Raw genomic sequence first — 18,147 nt, forward strand, 5'->3', positions numbered from 1 at the left:
GACCGCGTCCGGGTAGAGCGCCGCCACGAACAGCGCGACGCCGCGCACGAACGCCGGCCGGAGCTGGGCCCGCTGGTCGTCGTCGGTCGCGCGCGTGTCGAGGTCGACGTCGAGCTCGATCGACGCCGGGCCGCCGCGGACGTCACCGACGAAGCGCAGGTGGACGCGGTCGCGGTTGCCGATCGCGGCCTGGGCGACGTAGAGGACGACCTGCGCGGTGGCGCGCGGCGACGCCAGCAGCACCGGGGTCTCGTCGATGAGGCCGCGCAGGAACGCCGGGCAGGCCTTGGTGCGCCCGCCGCCCTGGCACTCGATCGCGAGCCGCAACGGCGGCCCGGCGGCGGCGCGCGCGGGCGCGCCCACGAGCCCGACCGCGCCGACCAGCGCGAGCACCGCCAGGGGTCGGGTCACCGCTCGGCGGACTCGACTCGAGCGATCGTGCGCGGCGGCGGCGGCCGGGTCGCGGTCAGCTCGACCTGCCCGGCCAGCAGCGCGAACTTGAGCGAGGTCCGCACCAGCATCACGGCCTGGCGGATCGCGAACAGCGCCAGCGCGCCGCCGGTGCCCAGCATGGCGTGGCCGTGGGCCAGCCACACGAACAAGCCCCACACCACGACCACCGCCAGCCAGTACGCGAGCACGTGCGCGATCGCCACCGGCCGCCGCACCAGGTAGCCGGTCGCCCGGACCGCGGCCCGGAACGCGCCCAGGGTCTCGTGGGTCGGCCGCCGCAAGGTCAGCTCGGCCCGGGCGTAGTCGGTGATCGTCGAGGCCACGACGTGCAGCAGCGCCGCCGGGGTCAGCCCGAGGATCAGCGGACCGATCAGCTCGGTGACCGTGATCGCGTGCTCGATGCGCCCGCCGATGTAGCCGACGCCCAGCCCCAGCGCGAACACCGCCGGCAGCTGCAGCAGCAGCGACACCACGCCGAGCCGGGCGTAGACCAAGAACGTCGCCGCGCCGCCAGCGCCGAAGCAGCGCGCGGTCTCGCGCCGGCCGCGCGGCCGCTCGGTCAGCACCGCCAGCACGCCGCCGCTGAGGAACCAGCTCCACACCACCCACGCGGCGACCGCGCCGATCACCACCCACGTCACCGCCGCGATCACCGCCGGCGCGTTGCGGATGACGAGCAGGAGCGACACCAGATCGCCGTCGACCGCCTGGTCGAAGACCGGGCGGTCGGCGAACGCGCCGCTGAGGATCAGCAGGATCGCGAAGCCGGCGATCCACGCAGCCACGAACTGGACCACGAACATCGCCAGGACCGTGCCGGTGTACTGCGACAGGCTGCGCAGCCCGGCCCGGGCCATGTCGGCGAGGCGCACGCGCCCGAGGCCGGTCACAGGCCCACCACCTGCATCAGGCCCTGGGTCCACGACGTGATCCGCGCGGTCGCGCGCCAGGCCGCGTGGCGGTCGCCGTCCATGCGCAGCTGATCGTCGAGCGTGCGATCGGCCAGCAGCACCTCGCCCTCGGGATCGATCACGACCTCGGCGATCGGCGACGACCGCGCGAAGTCGCGCTCGAACCAGCGGCCGGTGTCGCGGTGCTCCCAGCGGAGCTGCTCGTGGGTGCCGTCGTCGTACCGGAGCTCGATCGTCACCGGCACCGGGATCGTGCCCCGGTTCTCGACCACCAGCCGGCACCGGTAGCCGCCGGTGTCGGGGTCGTGGTCGGCGACGACGGTCCGGCGCTCGGCGCCCTCGCCGAAGACGCCGCGCGGCGGGTGGTTGCGCGCGCAGGACGCGGTCCGCACCGCGAAGTCGACGCCGCCGGGGTGCTGGAACGCCGGCTGCACGAACCAGTCGAGGTCCTCACCCAGCGTCGCCTCGAGGCTGGCGAACAGATCGGCGCCGGTCGGGTGGCGGAACGCCCACGTGATCGCGTACTGCCGCATCGCCGCGACGAACCGCTCCTGGTCGTGGTCGATCACCCGCTCGAGCGTGCGCAGCGCGACCGCGGTCTTGGTGTACGTGGCCGCGGCGTAGCTGTCGAAGTCCGGAAACGCCGCCGCGGTGCTGGCGATCGCGCTGGGCAGCGCGCTCAGATCGCCGCTCGCGGCGCGACGCAGGCGCAGGCCGTCGGCCTTCCAGCCGCCCCAGTCGATCAGGCTCTGCTTCTCGCCGTAGAGCCGGGCCATGACGATGCCGTCGGCCCACTCGTTGACGCCCTCGTCGAGCCAGGCCTCGCGGCTCTCGTTGGAGGCGAGGATCCCCTGGAACCAGTTGTGGCCGATCTCGTGGATCGTCACGAACTCGGGCAGGCGGATGCCCGGGCGCATGAGCACGTTGTCGGCGCCGGAGGTGACCAGCGTCGGGTACTCCATGCCCCCGGCGGCCATGGCCTCGGGCGGCGGATCGATCACGGTCATCACCGACCACGGGTACGGCACGAACAGCTTCGAGAACGTCTCGATCGCGCCGACCCCGGCCGCCAGGTGCCGCCGGGCGAAGTCGCGCTGGCGCGGGCGGTAGACCACGCGGACCTCGACCGGCCCGCCCTCGACCTGCGCGGTCGCGGACATCACGCGCATGTACGGGTCGATCATCCACGCGAAGTCGTGGACGTCCTCGGCGTGGTAGCGGAGCGTACGGGTGTGATCCTCGTGGTCCTCGACCGCCGCCAGCACGCCGGTGGCGGCGACGACGTGGGTGTCGGGCACGGTCAGCGCGACGTCGTACACGCCGAAGTCGGCGAAGAACTCGCTGTGCGCGTGGAACGGCGGGCAGTCCCAGGCCTCGAAGCCGGTCGCGCCGACCCGCACGCCGATCTTGGGGAACCACTGGCCCACCATGGCGAACGCGCCCTCGTAGCCGGTGCGCGCCATCACCCGGGGCAGCTGCGCGGTGAACGTCATCGCGATCTCGATCGTGCCGCCGGCCGGGACCGCGGCCGGGACCACCAGCACGGTCTCGTCGGGGCCCTCGAAGGTCGCGCGCGCGCGCTGCTCGACGCCCGCGATCTGGATCGAGGTCACGTCGATCCAGCCCCAGCCGTCGGCGCGGGGCTCGTTGCCGCGGTGCTCGCCGTGGGACGAGATCATGAACAAGGACGTCTCGTTCTTGAACCCGTTGAGGTACAGGTGGAACGGGAGCGTCGTGACGTCGCTGCCGCCGACGTTGCGCCAGGTCAGCGTCTGGGTGGCCTGGATGCGGTGGGCGGCCGCGTCGTAGCGCGCGTCGATCGTGTAGCTGGCGTTGCGCGGCGACCGCGCGCCCGGCACCCGCAGCGCCGGCACCGCGTCGGGCGTGGGCGCCGGCCGCGGCCGTGGTGGGCCCAGCCCGTCGCCGCACGCCGCCAGCACACACACGAGCAGCAGGAGCGCGCGAGCCATGCCGGGTGCATACCGCGTCGGCGCGCGCGCCGGCAACCCTTGCGCCGCCCGCGCCTTCGCGGCACGTTCGCCCCATGCCCGACGACCTGCGTGCGCGCGTCGCCAGTTTCCTCGATCGGTTCGGCAAGGAGCGCGATCTGGCCCTGCCGCCGCTGGGCGCCGACGGCGTCGGCCAGATCCAGCGCGGCTCGGCGGTGATCACCGTGCGGGTGCTGGCCGAGCAAGGCGTGCTGATGCTCTACGCCCGGGTCGCGCCGGCGCCGGCGGCCGGGCGCGAGGACGTGCTGCGCCAGCTGCTGACCGCGTCGTTCACCGCCACCGGCGACGCGGCGTTCGCGCTGCACCCCGAGACCGGCGACGTCTACCTGCGGCTCCTGCGCTCGCTCTACCACCTCGAGTACGAGGAGTTCGAGGATCTGGTCCAGACCATCGCGACCGTCGCCGACGACTGGGACGATCGCCTGGCCAAGGCGCTGGCGTAGCGCCGCGCTCGTGCGGGCGATCCTCGACGACGCCGCCGCGACCGAGGCCTGCGGCGCGGCCCTGGGCGCGGTCGCCGTCGGCGGCGACGTGATCGCGCTGGTCGGCGATCTCGGCGCCGGCAAGACCACGCTGGTGCGCGGCGTCGCCCGCGGCGCCGGCGCGATCGCCGAGGACGTCGCCAGCCCGACCTTCGCGCTGGTCCACGAGTACCCCGGGCGGCTCGCGCTGGCCCACCTCGATCTGTACCGGCTCGAGCGCGCGCGCGACCTCGACGAGATCGGCTTCGACGACGCGCTCGATCGCCCGGACGCGATCGCGCTGATCGAGTGGGCCGATCGGTTCGAGGACCGGCTGCCGGCCGATCACCTCCGGATCGAGCTGACCCACGCCGACGCCGCGCGGATCCTGACCGCGACCGCCACCGGCCCGCGCAGCGCGGCGCGCCTGGCGGCCTGGCAGGCGGCCTGGGTCGACGCCCGCTAGCGGCGACGGCGCCGGCTGCCGGTCAGCGCATCGCCTGCTGCATCCGCTCGCTCATCTTCTGCTTGAGCGCCGGCGGCGTCAGCTGCTCGCACGCGTTGAACCCGTCCATCGTGCCGGCCGAGGCCCGCAGGCAGGCCTTGAGCGCGTCGGGCCAGCCGTCCTGCTCGCACGACGGCTCGATCACGCCGGCCACCTTGTCGAGCATCTGCTGGATCTGCGGATCGGGCGCGCCCATCGACGACGCGATCGCGCTGCGGACCTTGCCGGCGATCGCCTTGCAGTCGCCGCCGCTGGTCTTGACGTGGGGGTAGAGCTTGGGCGCGCACTGGGCCGCGCTCCACTGATCGCGGGTCTCGACGAGGCACGCGCCCTCGTCCTTGGTCACGTGGACCTGCTCGCACAGCGCCACGAACTTCGCGATCGTCGGCGCCCGGGCCTCGACGGCCGCGTAGTTGCCCAGCTCGATCGACGCGGCGTGGGCGCCGACGACCTGGCAGTCGGCGCCCGGCGGGCGGACGCACAGATCCGACAGGCACATCAGGCCCTCGGCGCACGTGCGATCGGCCCGGCACGCGCCGCGCTCCTCGCCGGCGGCGGCCGTCGTCGGCCCGCTGGTGGAGGTGCGCCCGCACCCGATCGCCCCGACCACGAACGCGCCCACGGCCATCCAGCTGACGAGCTTCATGACACCAGCATACGCACGGACCCGGCGCGCGATCCGACGCCGCGCGTCGAAATCCCGAGCCAAGCCCAGGCCCGCAGCCGGTGTCGCGCGGCGCTGGCGTCACGGCGCTGGCGTCACGGCGCCGGCGTGATCGTCTCGACCAGATCGACCTCGTCGGACTTGCCGCAGTCCATGTCGCCCTCGCACGACGCCGCGAGCACGTTGGCCTTGCGGGTGGTGACAGTGACCCGCTGGCCGATCAGCGCGGTGGCGTCGTGCGGGCCGCCCTCGCACAGGTCGAAGTCGCCCTCGAGCGACTGCTCGCCGGCGGCGTCCTCGAGCACGACGTAGCAGGCGCGGTCACCGTTCTCGAGCGCCTTGAGCACGCCGGTCGGGCCGGCGGCGGCCGCGCTCGAGGCCGGGCTCGGCGCCGCGGGGCCCGCGGCCTTGCCCCCGCAGGCGGCGAGGAGCGCGCACGAGACCATGGAGACCAGCCGGAGCGACATGAGCATCCGCCGATGGTGCCACGGCGGCACCGTCGGGGGCCAGCCACGGCGTCGGGCGCCAGCGCTCGCATCGCCCAGGGCGAGGGTGCAAGATGCGCCATGCTCCGTGGGCACGTGATGCTCTGCGCGTGGCTGGCGACCGCGGCCGGCGTGCGCGGGGCGGTCGCCGAGCCGCGCGCGGTGACCCGGGCCGCGGCGCTGGCCGCCGTCGACGACGCGCCCGCGCAGGCGATCGCGCGCGCGCGGCCGGGCCGCGGGGGGCGGCTGGGCGCCGCGGGGGGGTGATCGCCGGGGTCACCGTGCCGCTGCCGGTGTTCGGGCCGGGGCCGGCCGCGCGCCGCAGCGCCCGCGCCGCCGCCGCCGCCACCCGCGCGCTCGCGCTGGTCGGGCGGCTCGAGCTGCGCGAACAGATCGAGGTGGCCTGGCTCGATCTGGCCCGCGCCCAGGAGCTGGCCGCGCTCGCGGACGACGCGATCGCGCGGGCGCGCGAGCTCGAGCAGGTGGCCCAGGCGCGGCTCGACGCGGGCGACACCGCGGCGGTCGACGTCCAGGCCGCGCTGGCCGCGCGGCTCCGGGCCGAGGTCGACGGCGCGGCGGTCGCGGCCGACGTCGTGGTCGCCGGCGCGACGCTGGCGACGCTGGTCGGGTGGGACGCCGACGACGGGCTGGTCGCCGAGGGTGGCCTGCCGGCGCCGACGCTGCCGCCGACCGTGGCCGCGCTCCGAGCCCAGCTGGGGCAGCACCCCGAGGCCCGCGCCGCCGCCGCGGCGCGCGACGCCACCGCGGCCAGCGCGGCCCTGATCGCGCGCGAGCGCTGGCCGGCGCTCGCGGTCGATCTCGAGGTCGACGCCCTCGACCGCCGGGGCGATCCCGACGACGTCCGCGCCAGCCTGGTGGTCGAGGTGCCGCTGTTCGGGCGCGCCGGCGCGCGCGCGCGCGCCGCCCGGGCCGAGGTCGCGGTGGCGGTGGCCGAGCTCTCGGCCCGGACCCAGGCGCTGACGGGCGAGCTGATCGCGGCGCAGCGCCGCGCGCGCGCCACCGCCGCCCGCGCGCAGCGGTTCGAGCTCGAGGTGCTGCCGGCCCAGGAGCTCGCGACCGCCCAGGCGCTCGCGGCCTACCGCGCCGGCGCCACTGATCTGATCGCGGCCCTCGTGGCCGGGCGCGAGCTGCTCGCGGTCCGGGCCGAGGTGACCGAGGCCCGGTACCAGGCCGCGGTGGCGCAGGCGGCGCTGGCGCGCGCGCTCGGCGGCGGCCCGTGATGCGGGCGCGCGCGCTCGTGGCGGTGGCGCTGGTCGCCGGCTGCGGCCGCAAGCCGCCGGCGACCGAGGACGACGAGCCACCGCCACCGGTGGCGGTGACCTGCGCCGCGGCCGAGACGCGCGCGGTGACCGACGCGCTGGTGGTGCGCGGGCTGGTGGCGCCGCCACCCGCGGCCGACGCGGTGCTGTCGTCGTTGATCGCCGGGCGGGTCACCGCGCTCGCGGTCGATGTCGGCGACGTGGTGGTGGCGAACCAGATCGTCGCCCGGGTCGAGGATCCGGCGCTCAGCGCCGGCACCCGCGAGGCCGCGGCCGCGATCGCCGAGGCCGAGGCCGAGGTCGCCGGGGCCGCCGCCGCCCGCGCCCGCCTCGAGCAGCTGGTCAGCAAGGGCATCGGCGCGCGCCGCGATCTCGACGACGCGATCGCGCGTGACGCCACCGCCCGGGCCGCGCTGACCGGCGCCCGAGCTCGATCGAGCGCGGCCACCGGCCAGGCCGCGCGGGCCGTGCTCCGGGCCCCGCGCGCCGGCACGGTGCTGCGGGTGTTCCGCCGCAGCGGCGAGGCCGTCGACGGCACGCCGGCCACGCCGATCGTCGAGATCGCCGACGTCGCGACGCTCGAGCTGCGCGCCGAGATCAGCGCGCCCGACCTGGTGCGGCTCGCGCTCGGCCAGGCCGCGACCGTGACGCTCGACGCGCTGCCGGATCAGCCGCTCGCGGCGGTGATCGCGATGGTCGCGCCGGCGATCGATCCGGCCACCGGGCTGGGCGAGGTGCGCCTGACGCTGGCGGCGCCGCCGGCCGGGACCCGGCTGATCGTCGGCCTGACCGGCACCGCGACGGTGGCCCTGGGCGCGCACGACGGCCTGGTCGTGCCGCTCGCGGCCTTGCGCCGCGGCGCCAGCGGCGGCGACGAGCTGGTCGTGTGCGCGGGCGAACCGCTCGCGGCGGTGGTCACGGAGGTCACCGTCGGCGTCCGCCAGGGCGGCGTCGCCGAGATCACCGCCGGGCTCGCCGTCGGCGACCGGGTCGTGGTCGATCACGCGCTCGGCCTCGACGACGGCCAGCCGCTGATCGCGGCGCGGCGGCGCCCACGCCCGCGCCCGCGGGCGGCGAGCCCGATGATCGGCCGCCGCTGGGTCGCCTGGCTCGAGCGGCGCGCCAGCCTGGTGTGGTTGGTCGCGCTCGGCTGCGCCGCCCTCGGCGCCGCGGCGATGCTGACCTTGCCGAGCGGCATCTACCCCGAGATGGAGTTCCCGCGCGTGGTCGTGGTCGCGCGGATCGGCCAGGTGCCGCCGGCGCTGGTCGAGACCTCGGTGACCCGCCCCATCGAGGAGGCGGTCGCGGTGGTGCCGGGCGTGCGCTACGTCCGCGCCCGATCGATCCGCGGCGCGGCCGAGCTGTCGCTGCAGCTGGTCGACGGCGCCGATCCGCGCCAGGCCGAGCAGGCGGTGCGCGCGGCGATCGACGGCCTCGATCTGCCGCCGGGCACCCAGGTCCACGTCGAGCGGGTGCTGCCGACCTCGGTGCCGGTGATCACGTTCAACGTCGCCGGCGCCGTCGACGTGCGCGCGCTGCGCGACGCCGCCGAGCGCGTGCTGCGGCCGGCGCTGGTCCGGGTCCCGGGCGTCGGCGGCGTCGAGGTCCAGGGCGGCCGCGTGCGCGAGATCGAGGTCATCTTGCGGCCGGCCGATCTGGCCGCGCACCAGCTCACGCCGTCGATCGTCGCCGAGCGCCTCGCGGCCCAGGACCTGCTGATCGGCGTCGGCCGGGTCGTCGACGAGCACCAGACCCTGCCGGTCGTCGTCGACGCCCAGCCGGTCGACCTCGCGGCGATCGCGGCGCTGCCGGTGGCGCCGGGGCCGACCGGCCCGCTGCCGCTGTCGGCCGTGGCCGACGTGGTCGAGGGCTCGACCGACCCCGACGTGATCGTGACGGGGCCCGCCGGCGACACCGTCGTCGTGACGGTCGCGCGCCTGCCCGGCGCCAGCACGCCGGCCGTGGTCGCGGGCGCGCGCCGCGCGGTGGCGGCGCTCGTGACCAGCGGCGCGCTGCCCGCGGCCATCGAGGTCGAGCCGGTCTACGACCAGGCGGCGCTGGTCGACGAGTCGATCGCGAGCGTGCGCGACGCGATCCTGATCGGCGTGGCGCTGGCGCTGGTGGTGATCGGCCTGTTCCTGCGCGACCTGCGCGCCGGGCTGGTCGCGGCGGTGCCGGTGCCGCTGTCGCTCCTGGCCACGTTCGCGACCATGCGCGCGGCCGGGTTCTCGCTGAACCTGATGTCGCTGGGCGGCCTCGCGGTCGCGATCGGCCTGGTCGTCGACGACGCGATCGTCGTGACCGAGGGCATCGTGCGCCGGCTCGAGGACGGCAGCACCCGCGCCGCCGCGGCCCGCGACGGGCTCGGCGATCTGTTCGCGGCGGTCGTCGGCACGACGCTCACGACCGTGGTCGTGTTCGCGCCGCTGGCGCTCTTGTCGGGCGTGACCGGCAGCTTCCTCGGCGCGCTGGCCGGGACCCTGGCCGCGGCGGTGCTGTGGTCGCTGATCTACGCGGTCACGATCACGCCGCTGCTGGCGCGGGTGGTGCTGCGCGCGCGCCCGGCCGCGGCGCCGCGGCGGCGCCTGACCCGCGCGATCGCCGGCGTCGTGCGCTGGACCGTCGGCCACGCCGTGGTCGCGGTCGCGGCGACGCTGGCGATCGTCGTCGTCGGGGCGCTGGCGCTGCGCGCGGTCAAGACCGGGTTCCTGCCGCCGATGGACGAGGGCGCGTTCGTGCTCGACTTCTTCACGCCGCCCGGCACGTCGCTCGAGGAGACCGACCGGGTCGCGCGCCGGATCGATCGGATCCTGGCGAGCACGCCCGAGGTCGTGACCTTCACGCGCCGCACCGGCGCCGAGATGGGCCCCGCCACCGCGACCCAGCAGAACACGGGCGACGTCATGGTCCGGCTGGTCGCGCCCGATCGGCGCGGCGCGATCGACGACGTGATCGATCGGGTCCGCGCGCGGATCGCGGCCGAGGTGCCGGAGGTGCGGTCAGTTCGCCAGGTGCCCAGGACGTGCTCGCGGATCGGCCGGCAACCCGGCGCCGATCGAGATCCGCCTGCTCGGCGACGATCCGCGCCAGCTGGCCGAGGTCGCGGCCGCGGTCGGGCCGAGCTCGCGGCGCTGCCCGAGCTGGTCGACTTCTTCGACGGCCGCGAGGGCGACGTGCCGATCGTGCGCCTGGCGGTCGATCGGCTGCGCACCGCCGCGCTCGGCCTCGACGTCGCCGCCCTCGCCGACGACCTGACGATCGCGTCGACCGGGCGCGTGGTCGCGCAGCTGCCGGCGCCGAGCCGCCCGCTCGACGTGCGCGTCCGCTTCGCCGATCGCACGCGCCTGAGCGCCGACGCGATGCTCGCGGCGCCGATGGCCTGGGCGCCGCGCGGGGTCGCGGTCGGCGCGGTCGTCGACGCCACCCGGCCCCCCGCGCCGTCGGAGCTCCGACGCGAGGGCCTGCGCCCGGCGGTGGTGATGACCGCCGCGGTCGCCGACGGCGACCTGGGCGCGGCCGAGCGCGCGGTGGCCCGGACGCTCGCGGCCGCCGGGCTCCCGCGCGGGGTCCAGGTCGAGGTCGGCGGTCAGGCCGCGTCGGCCGCCGCCGCCCAGCGCGAGCTGCTGCGGATCGCGCTGATCGGCGCGGTCCTGGTGCTGATCGTGCTGGTGATCCAGCTGCGCTCGCTGCGGCTGTCGCTGGTGGTGCTGACCGGCGCGCCGCTGGCGGTGGTCGGCGCGCTCGCGACCCTGTGGGCGACCGGCATCGCGCTCGACGTGTCGTCGCTGGCCGGCTGCATCTTGCTGGTCGGGCTCGTGGTCAAGAACGGCATCCTCTTGCTCGAGCACGCCCAGCAGGAGCTCCAGGCCGGGGTCGCGCTCGCCGACGCGCTCGTCGCCGCGGTCGAGCGCCGGCTGCGGCCGGTGGTCATGACCACGCTGGCGACCCTGGCCGGCCTGCTGCCGCTCGCCGCCGGCGTCGGCGCCGGGGCGTCGCTGCAGCGACCGCTGGCGGTGGCGGTGATCGGCGGGCTGCTGGTCTCGCCGGCCATCGCGGGCCTGGCCGCGCTGACCCGCGTCGGGCCCCGCGCGCTCGACGCGTGAGCCGCGCCGCCGCGCCGCCCCGGGCGCGGTCAGGCGTAGCGGACGGCGTAGATCGGCGGCAGGTGGTGCGCCACGGCGTGCCAGCGGTCGCCCTGATCGTCGGTGACCCACAGGTTGCCGGTGCTCGAGCCGAACGCGAGCTGATCGCCGTCGTCGGCGATCGCCAGCGCGTGCCGGAACACCAGGTCGTAGGCGTGGGCCTGGGGCAGGCCCTCGCGCAGCGCCGTGAAGCTGCGGCCGCCGTCGCGGGTGCGGTTGACCAGCACCCGCCCGTCGATGAGCGTGCGCTTCTGATCGGAGTGCGCCGGCACGAACCACGCGGTGTCGGGCTCGCGCGGGTGCACGACCACCGGGAAGCCGAAGCTCGACGGCTCGGCCGTGAGCTGGGTCCACGACGCCAGATCGTCGGTCGAGCGCCAGATGCCCATGTGGTGCTGGCACCAGAACACGGTCGGATCGCTCGGCGCCTGCACGACGCAGTGCGGGTCCTGGTTCTCGGGCTCCTCGGCCTGCTCGGGCGGCACGTAGCCGGCCTTCATGCCGCGGGTGTGGGCGGTCCAGGTCGCGCCGGCGTCGCGGGTCCGCCAGACCCCGCCGCTCGACACCGCGATCACGACCGCGCGCGGATCGCGCGGGTCGACGCAGATCGAGTGGATCGCGGCGTGGTCGGCGCCGCCGCCGTTCCACTTCAACCGCGTCGGGTGGTTCCAGAGCGCCTCGACCAGCCGCCAGGTGGCGCCGCGATCGTCGGACCGGAACAGCCCGCCCGGCATCGTGCCGCACCACAGCGCGCCGTCGGCGTCGAGCGCCGGCGCCAGGGCCCACACGCCCTTGGTCGCCCACTCGCGGTCGCGGCCCCACATGTCCTTGTCGACGAAGCCCTCGGGCTTGGGCGGGTAGGCCGGCGTCGCGATCTCGGTGAACGTGGCGCCGCCGTCGTCGGAGCGGTGCAGCTTGACGCCGAAGTGGCCGTGATCGAGGACGACGTACCAGGCGCCGTCGCGACGATCGACCAGCGCCAGGGTGACGTTGTCACCGACGAACAGGGACCGGGTGATCGCGGCGGCGCCGCCGCGGCCCTCGATCACGAACAGGCCCTTGCGGGTCGACACGAGCAGCGGCGTCTCGGACATCGTTCATCCTCCTGATAGGGCCTGCATGACGTAGATCTCGGACGCGGGGCCGACCGCGTCGCTCTGGCCGGCCCGATCGACCAGCTGCTGACCGTCGACGAACACCGCCATGTGCTTGCGCACGGCGCCGTGCTCATCGACCACGTACCCGCGCAGCCGCGGGTTGTCGGCGAACACGCGCTCGAGCACCTCGCGCACCGTCGCGCCCGCGGCGTCGACCGACGGGCACGCCACGTGGCGCGCCAGGTTGGGCGTGAACACGACCGTCGCCATGGCCCGCCAAGCTACCGCGGCGGGTCGCGGGCCGTCCAGACCTGCCACACTCCCGCCATGGCCCGACGCACCAGCTTCGAGATCGCCACCCGCGGCCGCGGCACCCACGAGATCACCCGCGACGTCGCCGCGGCGATCCCAGCCGACGCCGGCGACGCGCTCGCGCTGGTGTTCTGTCACCACACCAGCGCCTCGCTGATCGTGTGCGAGCGCGCCGACCCGACGGTGCGGGCCGATCTCGAGCGGTTCATGGCGGCGGTGGTGCCCGACGGCGATCCGATGTTCGAGCACGCGGACGAGGGCGACGACGACATGCCGGCCCACGTCCGCACGATCCTCACCCAGACCAGCCTGACCGTGCCGATCCACGGCGGGCGGCTCGACCTCGGCACCTGGCAAGGCCTGTACCTGTGGGAGCACCGCGCCGCGCCGCACCGCCGGCGCGTGTCGGTGACGATCGTCGGGTAGCGCCGGGGTTGTCGACGAGGATCGCGCGCGATCGGTGAGAGGACCGTGTGATGCCGCGCGGGCGCGGCCCGCGCATCCTGGGCTCCATGAAGCTCACCGCTGTCCTCGTCGCCCTCCCCGTCGTCCTCACCGCCGCGCCGGCCCTGGCCGGCCCCAAGCACAACCTCAACGTCGCGGTGACCCCGCCGGCCGGCGTGCTGGTCGATCAGTTCGGCCACTACAACGTCCGCGTCACCAACACCGGCAACCGCAACGCCAGCGGCGTCACGCTGACGATCGCGCTGCCCCGCACCCACACCAGCCCGCAGGTGTTCATCATGGGCAACCTGGCCAACGTCGACGGGCGCTGCTCGCTGAGCGCCCAGACGCTGACCTGCGGCCTCGGGCAGATCAACAAGAACGGCGCCTACACCGACGTCGGCTTCGATCTCAAGCTGCCCTACAGCACCGCGGCGCTCGACTTCACGTACACCGCCAACCCGATCAGCGGCGACGCCAACCCGGCCAACAACACGCTGGCGACCACGGTCGCGCCCGGCTTCCCCAGCCAGCCGATCACGACCGACCTGTCGATGCAGCACGATCACTGCACGGGCACCAACCTGACGTCGTTCTTCGAGTGCGCGCTGTTCCCGAGCTCGATCGCCGGCTTCGCGGCCGACTACGCGATCGCCGGCAACGCGATCACGATCCCGGGCGAGCCCGACTTCAGCGGCACCTGGTCGCAGGCCGGCGGCGCCGATCACCTCGAGGTGACGTTCAGCGATCTGTCGGGCCCGGTCGGCTCGATCGACGCGCGCGCGGTCGGCAACGGCTGCTTCGAGGGCCCGATGACCTTCGCGCCGCCCAGCCCCTACGTCGCGATCTATCGCATCTGCCCCTGACCGTCATCACGGCGCCGGGGCGCGCCGCAGCAGCGGCAGGCCCCAGGTGGCGTCGGCGTCGGCGATGAGCTCCGCGGCGGTCGCGGTCAGGGCCCGCAGGTCCCAGCGCAGCACCAGGCCGTCCCAGCCGGCCGACCACAGCGCGCCGGCGGCGAAGCCGACCCACGCGACCCGGGCCTGGTGCCCGCGCAGGTGCGCGACCCGCCGCCCATCGGCCGCCGCCCACACCTCGATCGTGCCGGCGGTCGTGCCGGCCGCGATCCAGCGATCGTCGGGTGACACCGCGATGTCGAGGATGCCGTCGACCGCGCCGGCCAGCGCGGTGACGACCCGGCCGTCGCGGGCGCGGATCGTGGGCGCGCCGTCGCCGGTCACGGCCACGCGCGCGCCGTCCGAGAACGGCGCCAGCGCGATCGCGCCGGGGGCGTCGAACAGCCGCGCGAGCGCGGTGCCGCGGGCCCGCCAGACCTGGCCGTCCCGGGTCAGGAGCCACAGCGTGTTGTGATCGGGCGTGGGCTCGGCGTCGCCGAACATCGCGGTGCGCACGTCGGTGCGGCGCCGGTCGGCCGACCACCAGGTCAGGCCGGCGTCGTAGGGCACGACCGCGACCGCGCCGTCGTCCAGGTACGCGACCCGGTGGGCGCCGTAGCTCGACGGATCGGCGAACACGATCTGACCGTCGGCGGCGTCGATCAGCGCCAGCCCCGGGTGCCCGGCGTGCGCGACCGCGACCTGGCGCCCGTCGCGCGCGATGTCGACGCGCTTGATCACGCCGGGGCCGACCACCGGCTCCGCCCGGAGGTGCCCGAGCCGCGTCGACCACAGCGACACCCGCCCGTCGCCGCGCGCGGCCACGACCAGGCTCCCGTCGGCCGCGATCGCCGCGCCCGCGAGGCCGGCCGGGGCCGTGAACCGGCGCGCGTCGGGCGCCGCCGGGATCCGCCAGCGCCACCAGCTGGTGCCGCCGGTGACCAGCTCGTCGCCGACGACCTCGACCCGGGTGCCGGCGCGCTCGGGCAGCCGCAGGAGCTCGGTGTCGAGGCCGCGCCCCCACACGTGGACGCCGCCGCGCTCGCCGGCGATCGCCACGAGGTCGCCGACCACGCGCAGCCGGCGGACCGGCTCGGGCAGGACCGCGCGCGACGCCGTCACGGTGCCCGTGATCAGGTCGAGCAGCGCGACGTCGCCGTGGATGCCGCCGATCGCGAGGGTGCGCTCGTCGGCGTCGAGCGCGGCCGAGCTGGCCGGCCGCGCCCGATCGAACGGGACGGCGGCCACGGTCGTCGGCGCGCCGCGGGCGGCGATCCGGACCGCGCGCCCGTCGCCGCACACCACGAACACCTCGGCGCGGCCGACCGCGACCGCGTCGATCGTGGCCTTCGCGCACGGGTGCGAGAGCGGCCGCGCCAGGGCCCGGTCTGGCGCCAGCAGGAACAGATCGCGCTGGTTGTAGAGCACCACCCGGGTGGCCGCGCGATCGCGGACCAGCCCGTCGACCAGCGGCGGCACCGGGCCGCGCGCGCGGACCCGGCCGTCGGCGCCGTCGAGGATCGTGACCGCGACCCCGCGCTCGAGCGCGATCACGTAGCGCCCGTCGAGCCCGAGCACGTGGGTCGCCGACGACGGGCGCCGCCAGCGCGGCGCGGCGGCGCCGACGTCCCACAGCGCCAGCTCGTGGTCGCGCTGGCACACGAACGTGGTCGCGCCGTCGGGGATGATCCGGGCGCAGCCCGCCACGTCCTGGCGCGCCAGCGCCTGCGGCCGGCCCTCGGCCCGGGTCGCGGCGAGCACGCCCCGGGCCTCGATCGACTCACCGGCCGCCAGGGCCCGGGCCGCGAACGCCTCGGCCTCGGCCACGTCGCCGGCCACCAGCGCCGCGACCGCGCTGCGATCGAGCGCCCACGCCAGCGCGTCGGTGGTGTCGACCAGCGCGGCGGTGGCGCGGCGCTCGGCCGCGATCGCGCGCCGCTGCTCGCCGGCGATCCGGCTCCACGTCAGCGCCAGCACGACCCCGCCGGCCACGAGCCCCGCGGTCACCGCCGCGACCTGCCAGCGCCAGGCGTGGATCAACCGGCGCGCGAGCTCCGCGGTCGAGTACAGGTGGGCGCCGACGCGCCGCCCGTCGAGGTAGGCCGAGACGTCCGCGGCCAGGCCCGCGGCGTCGGGGTAGCGCTCGGCCGGCGTCCACCCCAGCGCCTTGGTCGCGATCGCGATCAGCTCGGGCGGGCAGCGCTCGGGCCACGCCCGCGCCGGCGCGCTCGGCGCCGCGAGCTGCGCCAGGATCTCGATGCGGCTCGCCGGCATCAGGCACGCGCCGGCCAGGACCTCGCCGAGGATCGCGCCGAGCGACCACACGTCGCTGGCGCAGCTCGACGGCTCGCCGCGGGCGCGCTCGGGCGCGAGGTAGGCGGCGGTGCCGGCCTGGGCCTCGTGCTCGGGCTCGGGCTCGGTGACCACGCGCGCCAGCCCCCAGTCGACCACGTAGACCTCGCCGAACTCGCCGATCATGATGTTGGCGGGCTTGAGGTCGCGGTGGAGCACGTCGTGGCGGTGCGAGTAGGCCAGCGCCTGGCACACCGCCAGGAACGGCCGCACCAGCGCCAGCCGCGCGGCGAGGTCGGTGGCGTCGGTCAGCACCTCGGCCAGCGAGCGCCCGCGCACCAGCCGCATCGCGTAGTAGGCGCGCCCGTCGGGCCCGACCCCGGCGTCGTAGATCGGGATGATCGACGGGTGCTCGAGCCGCGCGGTGATCGCGGCCTCCCGCGCCAGCCGGATCGCGGCGTCGGTGTCGTCGGGCTCCGCCAGGATGCGCTTGACCGCGACCTCGCGCCCGAGCCGCCGGTCGTGCGCGACCATGACCGTGCCCATGCCGCCGGTGCCGGCGAGCTCGACGTCGCGGTAGCGGTCGTCGGCGTCGACCGCGAACGGGTGCGCGTCCGCGCGCGGGGCCGGGCCGCGCGGCTCGCTCCAGCCGGCGCCCGAGCGCTGGTCGTCGCGGTCACGTCCGATCGTCAACCTGGTCTCCGTCGTACAGCTCGAGCGCGAGCTGACCGGCGCCGTCGGAGCGGACCAGCTCGCGGACCTTGAGCTCGCGCAGCCGCGCGCGCAGCCGCCCGAGCGCGACGTCCCAGCGGTGGCGCAGCGCGAGCACGTCGGCCTCGTCGGACCAGACCCCGCGCGCCAGCACCTCCCAGCTGGTCGGCCCCTGGCACGCGACCAGCTCCGACAGGATCCGCGCGCCGGTGCCGCCGATCGTCACGATCTCGCGGTTGCGGCGGTGCACCTGGACCGAGTCGTAGAACGCCACCAGCCGCAGCGGCTCGGCGGTAGCGCCGCCCGCGACCGTCGCCGACGGGCCGGCCTCGCCGATCGGCACCGCCACCAGCGTGAAGCGCACGCCGTCGACCTCGAAGCTGTCGCCGGGCGCGACCCGCTGCGGCGCCCGCCCGCGCAGGCGCAGGCGCCAGGCGTCGCCGCTCGACCACAGCTCGGCGTGGGCGTCGCGCTCGACCCGGGCGACGATCCGCGGCGGTGAATCGACGACGCTCGCGACCTGCGACAGGATCCGCGTGGCCTGCCCGGGCGCGCGCAGGCCGAGCAACGCCGCGGGCATCACCACCGCCTCCACCACGACCGCCAGCTCGTCGGCCAGGCCGATCTCCAGCCCCGGCCGCAGCACGACGTCGTTGACCGGCTTGCCCCCGACCACCAGCAGGCGCCGCAGCGACAGCAGGTGTAGCTCGCCGTGGCGCAGGCTCACGAACGCGTGCGCCTCCGAAACCCGCGGATCGTCGATCATCGCGGCGGCGTTGGGCGTGCGGCCGAGGAGATCGCCGGGCCCGACCTCGACGCACTGCCCACCGGGTAGGCGCAGCGTGGCGCAGGTGCGCATCGACCCTACTGTGGCACGGCCATCCGGGGTCAGCGTGCGTGGCTGGAGTCGAGTCGATCGCATGGGAGTGCAACGCCGGACCAGCCGCGACTCACCTCACCGATCTCTCACACGGGGGTTGATCGCGCCCGCGCTCGGTGGATCTCGGATCAGGACGCTCCCGAGCCCGCGCCGTCCAGGCGCCGATCAGCGGTCGGTCGACATGGCGGCCGCGCTCAGGCGCCGATCAGCGCTCGGTCGACATGGCGGCCGCGCTCAGGGCGTCGGCCAGCGCCAGCGCCTCGGCCGGCGTGCTCTCGATCCGGACCCCGCCGGGGAGCATCAGCGTCACCGCGCGCCGCCCGTGGACCAGCACGATCACGTCGCGCCCGAACGGGACCGTCACGCTGCGCTCCATCGGCGCCGCCAGCGGCGGGATCACGGGGATCTCGGGGTCGCTGCCCAGGCCGAAATTCGTGGGCGGCGCGGTGCTCGAGCGGCGGGCCGTCACGACCTGCGTCCGCTCGCGCGAGTGCACCCGGTACTTCGTGCCCTCGTCTTGGCTCACCTGACTGTTGTACCGAGCCCCGCAGGAGGCGTCGCCGCGCTCTGGGTATCCGGTGAGGTAGCGACCGGCCGGACTGGTG

The 18,147-nt window shown here is 76.0% G+C and carries 17 protein-coding genes; 7 read left to right on the forward strand and 10 right to left on the reverse strand.

Annotated elements, in window-relative coordinates; genetic code table 11:
- The 3 genes from IPL61_14055 to IPL61_14065 all read right to left on the reverse strand — a co-directional run.
- Positions 1-411: hypothetical protein (locus tag IPL61_14055; protein ID MBK9032410.1), on the reverse strand; the 411-nt coding region annotated here is incomplete at its 3' end.
- Positions 408-1,343 carry a hypothetical protein gene (locus IPL61_14060; protein MBK9032411.1) on the reverse strand — a complete coding sequence of 312 codons (936 nt, stop codon included), beginning with the start codon at positions 1,341-1,343 and terminating at the stop codon, positions 408-410. The genes IPL61_14060 and IPL61_14055, both read right to left, overlap by 4 nt.
- Positions 1,340-3,334 (reverse strand): M1 family metallopeptidase, encoded by a 1,995-nt coding sequence (locus tag IPL61_14065; GenBank protein ID MBK9032412.1) that lies wholly within the window; start codon positions 3,332-3,334, stop codon positions 1,340-1,342. The genes IPL61_14060 and IPL61_14065 overlap by 4 nt, the downstream gene beginning before the upstream one ends.
- Positions 3,335-3,408: 74 nt before the next feature.
- On the opposite strand from IPL61_14065, the gene IPL61_14070 reads away from it, so the two are divergent.
- Complete coding sequence (locus tag IPL61_14070) at positions 3,409-3,816, forward strand: type III secretion system chaperone (protein ID MBK9032413.1); 408 nt, start codon at positions 3,409-3,411, stop codon at positions 3,814-3,816.
- A gap of 10 nt (positions 3,817-3,826) precedes the next feature.
- Positions 3,827-4,300, forward strand: a complete 474-nt coding sequence (gene tsaE / locus IPL61_14075) for a tRNA (adenosine(37)-N6)-threonylcarbamoyltransferase complex ATPase subunit type 1 TsaE (protein ID MBK9032414.1) — start codon at positions 3,827-3,829, stop codon at positions 4,298-4,300.
- 22 nt (positions 4,301-4,322) lie between these two features.
- Here the strand turns inward: tsaE and IPL61_14080 are convergent, their stop codons facing one another.
- The gene (locus IPL61_14080) at positions 4,323-4,985 is read right to left on the reverse strand and encodes a hypothetical protein (protein MBK9032415.1); all 663 of its coding nucleotides are present in this window, start codon (positions 4,983-4,985) and stop codon (positions 4,323-4,325) included.
- Between the two features lie 113 nt (positions 4,986-5,098).
- Positions 5,099-5,476: a hypothetical protein gene (locus IPL61_14085; GenBank protein ID MBK9032416.1), complete on the reverse strand. Its 378-nt coding sequence runs from the start codon at positions 5,474-5,476 to the stop codon at positions 5,099-5,101.
- Between the two features lie 93 nt (positions 5,477-5,569).
- Here IPL61_14085 and IPL61_14090 point away from each other — a divergent pair, with 93 nt between their 5' ends.
- The 3 genes from IPL61_14090 to IPL61_14100 are packed head-to-tail and all read left to right on the forward strand — an operon-like array spanning position 5,570 to position 10,871.
- Complete coding sequence (locus tag IPL61_14090) at positions 5,570-5,755, forward strand: hypothetical protein (protein ID MBK9032417.1); 186 nt, start codon at positions 5,570-5,572, stop codon at positions 5,753-5,755.
- Positions 5,752-6,729, forward strand: coding sequence for a TolC family protein (locus tag IPL61_14095; protein MBK9032418.1), 978 nt, complete (start codon positions 5,752-5,754; stop codon positions 6,727-6,729). Before IPL61_14090 ends, IPL61_14095 begins: the two co-directional genes overlap by 4 nt.
- The gene (locus IPL61_14100) at positions 6,726-10,871 is read left to right on the forward strand and encodes an efflux RND transporter periplasmic adaptor subunit (protein MBK9032419.1); all 4,146 of its coding nucleotides are present in this window, start codon (positions 6,726-6,728) and stop codon (positions 10,869-10,871) included. The genes IPL61_14095 and IPL61_14100 overlap by 4 nt, the downstream gene beginning before the upstream one ends.
- Before the next feature lie 29 nt (positions 10,872-10,900).
- Here the strand turns inward: IPL61_14100 and IPL61_14105 are convergent, their stop codons facing one another.
- Complete coding sequence (locus IPL61_14105; GenBank protein MBK9032420.1) at positions 10,901-12,004, reverse strand: exo-alpha-sialidase; 1,104 nt, start codon at positions 12,002-12,004, stop codon at positions 10,901-10,903.
- 3 nt (positions 12,005-12,007) lie between these two features.
- Entirely contained in the window at positions 12,008-12,277 is a 270-nt protein-coding gene (locus IPL61_14110) for a MoaD/ThiS family protein (protein MBK9032421.1), read from the reverse strand.
- A gap of 57 nt (positions 12,278-12,334) precedes the next feature.
- Between IPL61_14110 and IPL61_14115 the strand changes: the two genes are divergently transcribed.
- Both IPL61_14115 and IPL61_14120 read left to right on the forward strand, forming a co-directional pair.
- Positions 12,335-12,745, forward strand: a complete 411-nt coding sequence (locus IPL61_14115) for a YjbQ family protein (protein MBK9032422.1) — start codon at positions 12,335-12,337, stop codon at positions 12,743-12,745.
- 86 nt (positions 12,746-12,831) lie between these two features.
- Entirely contained in the window at positions 12,832-13,629 is a 798-nt protein-coding gene (locus IPL61_14120) for a hypothetical protein (GenBank protein MBK9032423.1), read from the forward strand.
- Between the two features lie 6 nt (positions 13,630-13,635).
- Here IPL61_14120 and IPL61_14125 read toward each other — a convergent pair whose 3' ends face one another.
- The 3 genes from IPL61_14125 to IPL61_14135 form a co-directional block, all read right to left on the reverse strand.
- The gene (locus tag IPL61_14125) at positions 13,636-16,644 is read right to left on the reverse strand and encodes a protein kinase (GenBank protein MBK9032424.1); all 3,009 of its coding nucleotides are present in this window, start codon (positions 16,642-16,644) and stop codon (positions 13,636-13,638) included.
- Positions 16,628-17,521, reverse strand: coding sequence for a hypothetical protein (locus tag IPL61_14130; protein MBK9032425.1), 894 nt, complete (start codon positions 17,519-17,521; stop codon positions 16,628-16,630). The genes IPL61_14125 and IPL61_14130 overlap by 17 nt, the downstream gene beginning before the upstream one ends.
- 226 nt (positions 17,522-17,747) lie before the next feature.
- Complete coding sequence (locus tag IPL61_14135) at positions 17,748-18,068, reverse strand: hypothetical protein (GenBank protein ID MBK9032426.1); 321 nt, start codon at positions 18,066-18,068, stop codon at positions 17,748-17,750.
- Positions 18,069-18,147: the final 79 nt, after the last annotated feature.

This window comes from Myxococcales bacterium, assembly GCA_016717005.1.
Taxonomy (GTDB): Bacteria; Myxococcota_A; Polyangia; order Haliangiales; family Haliangiaceae; genus UBA2376.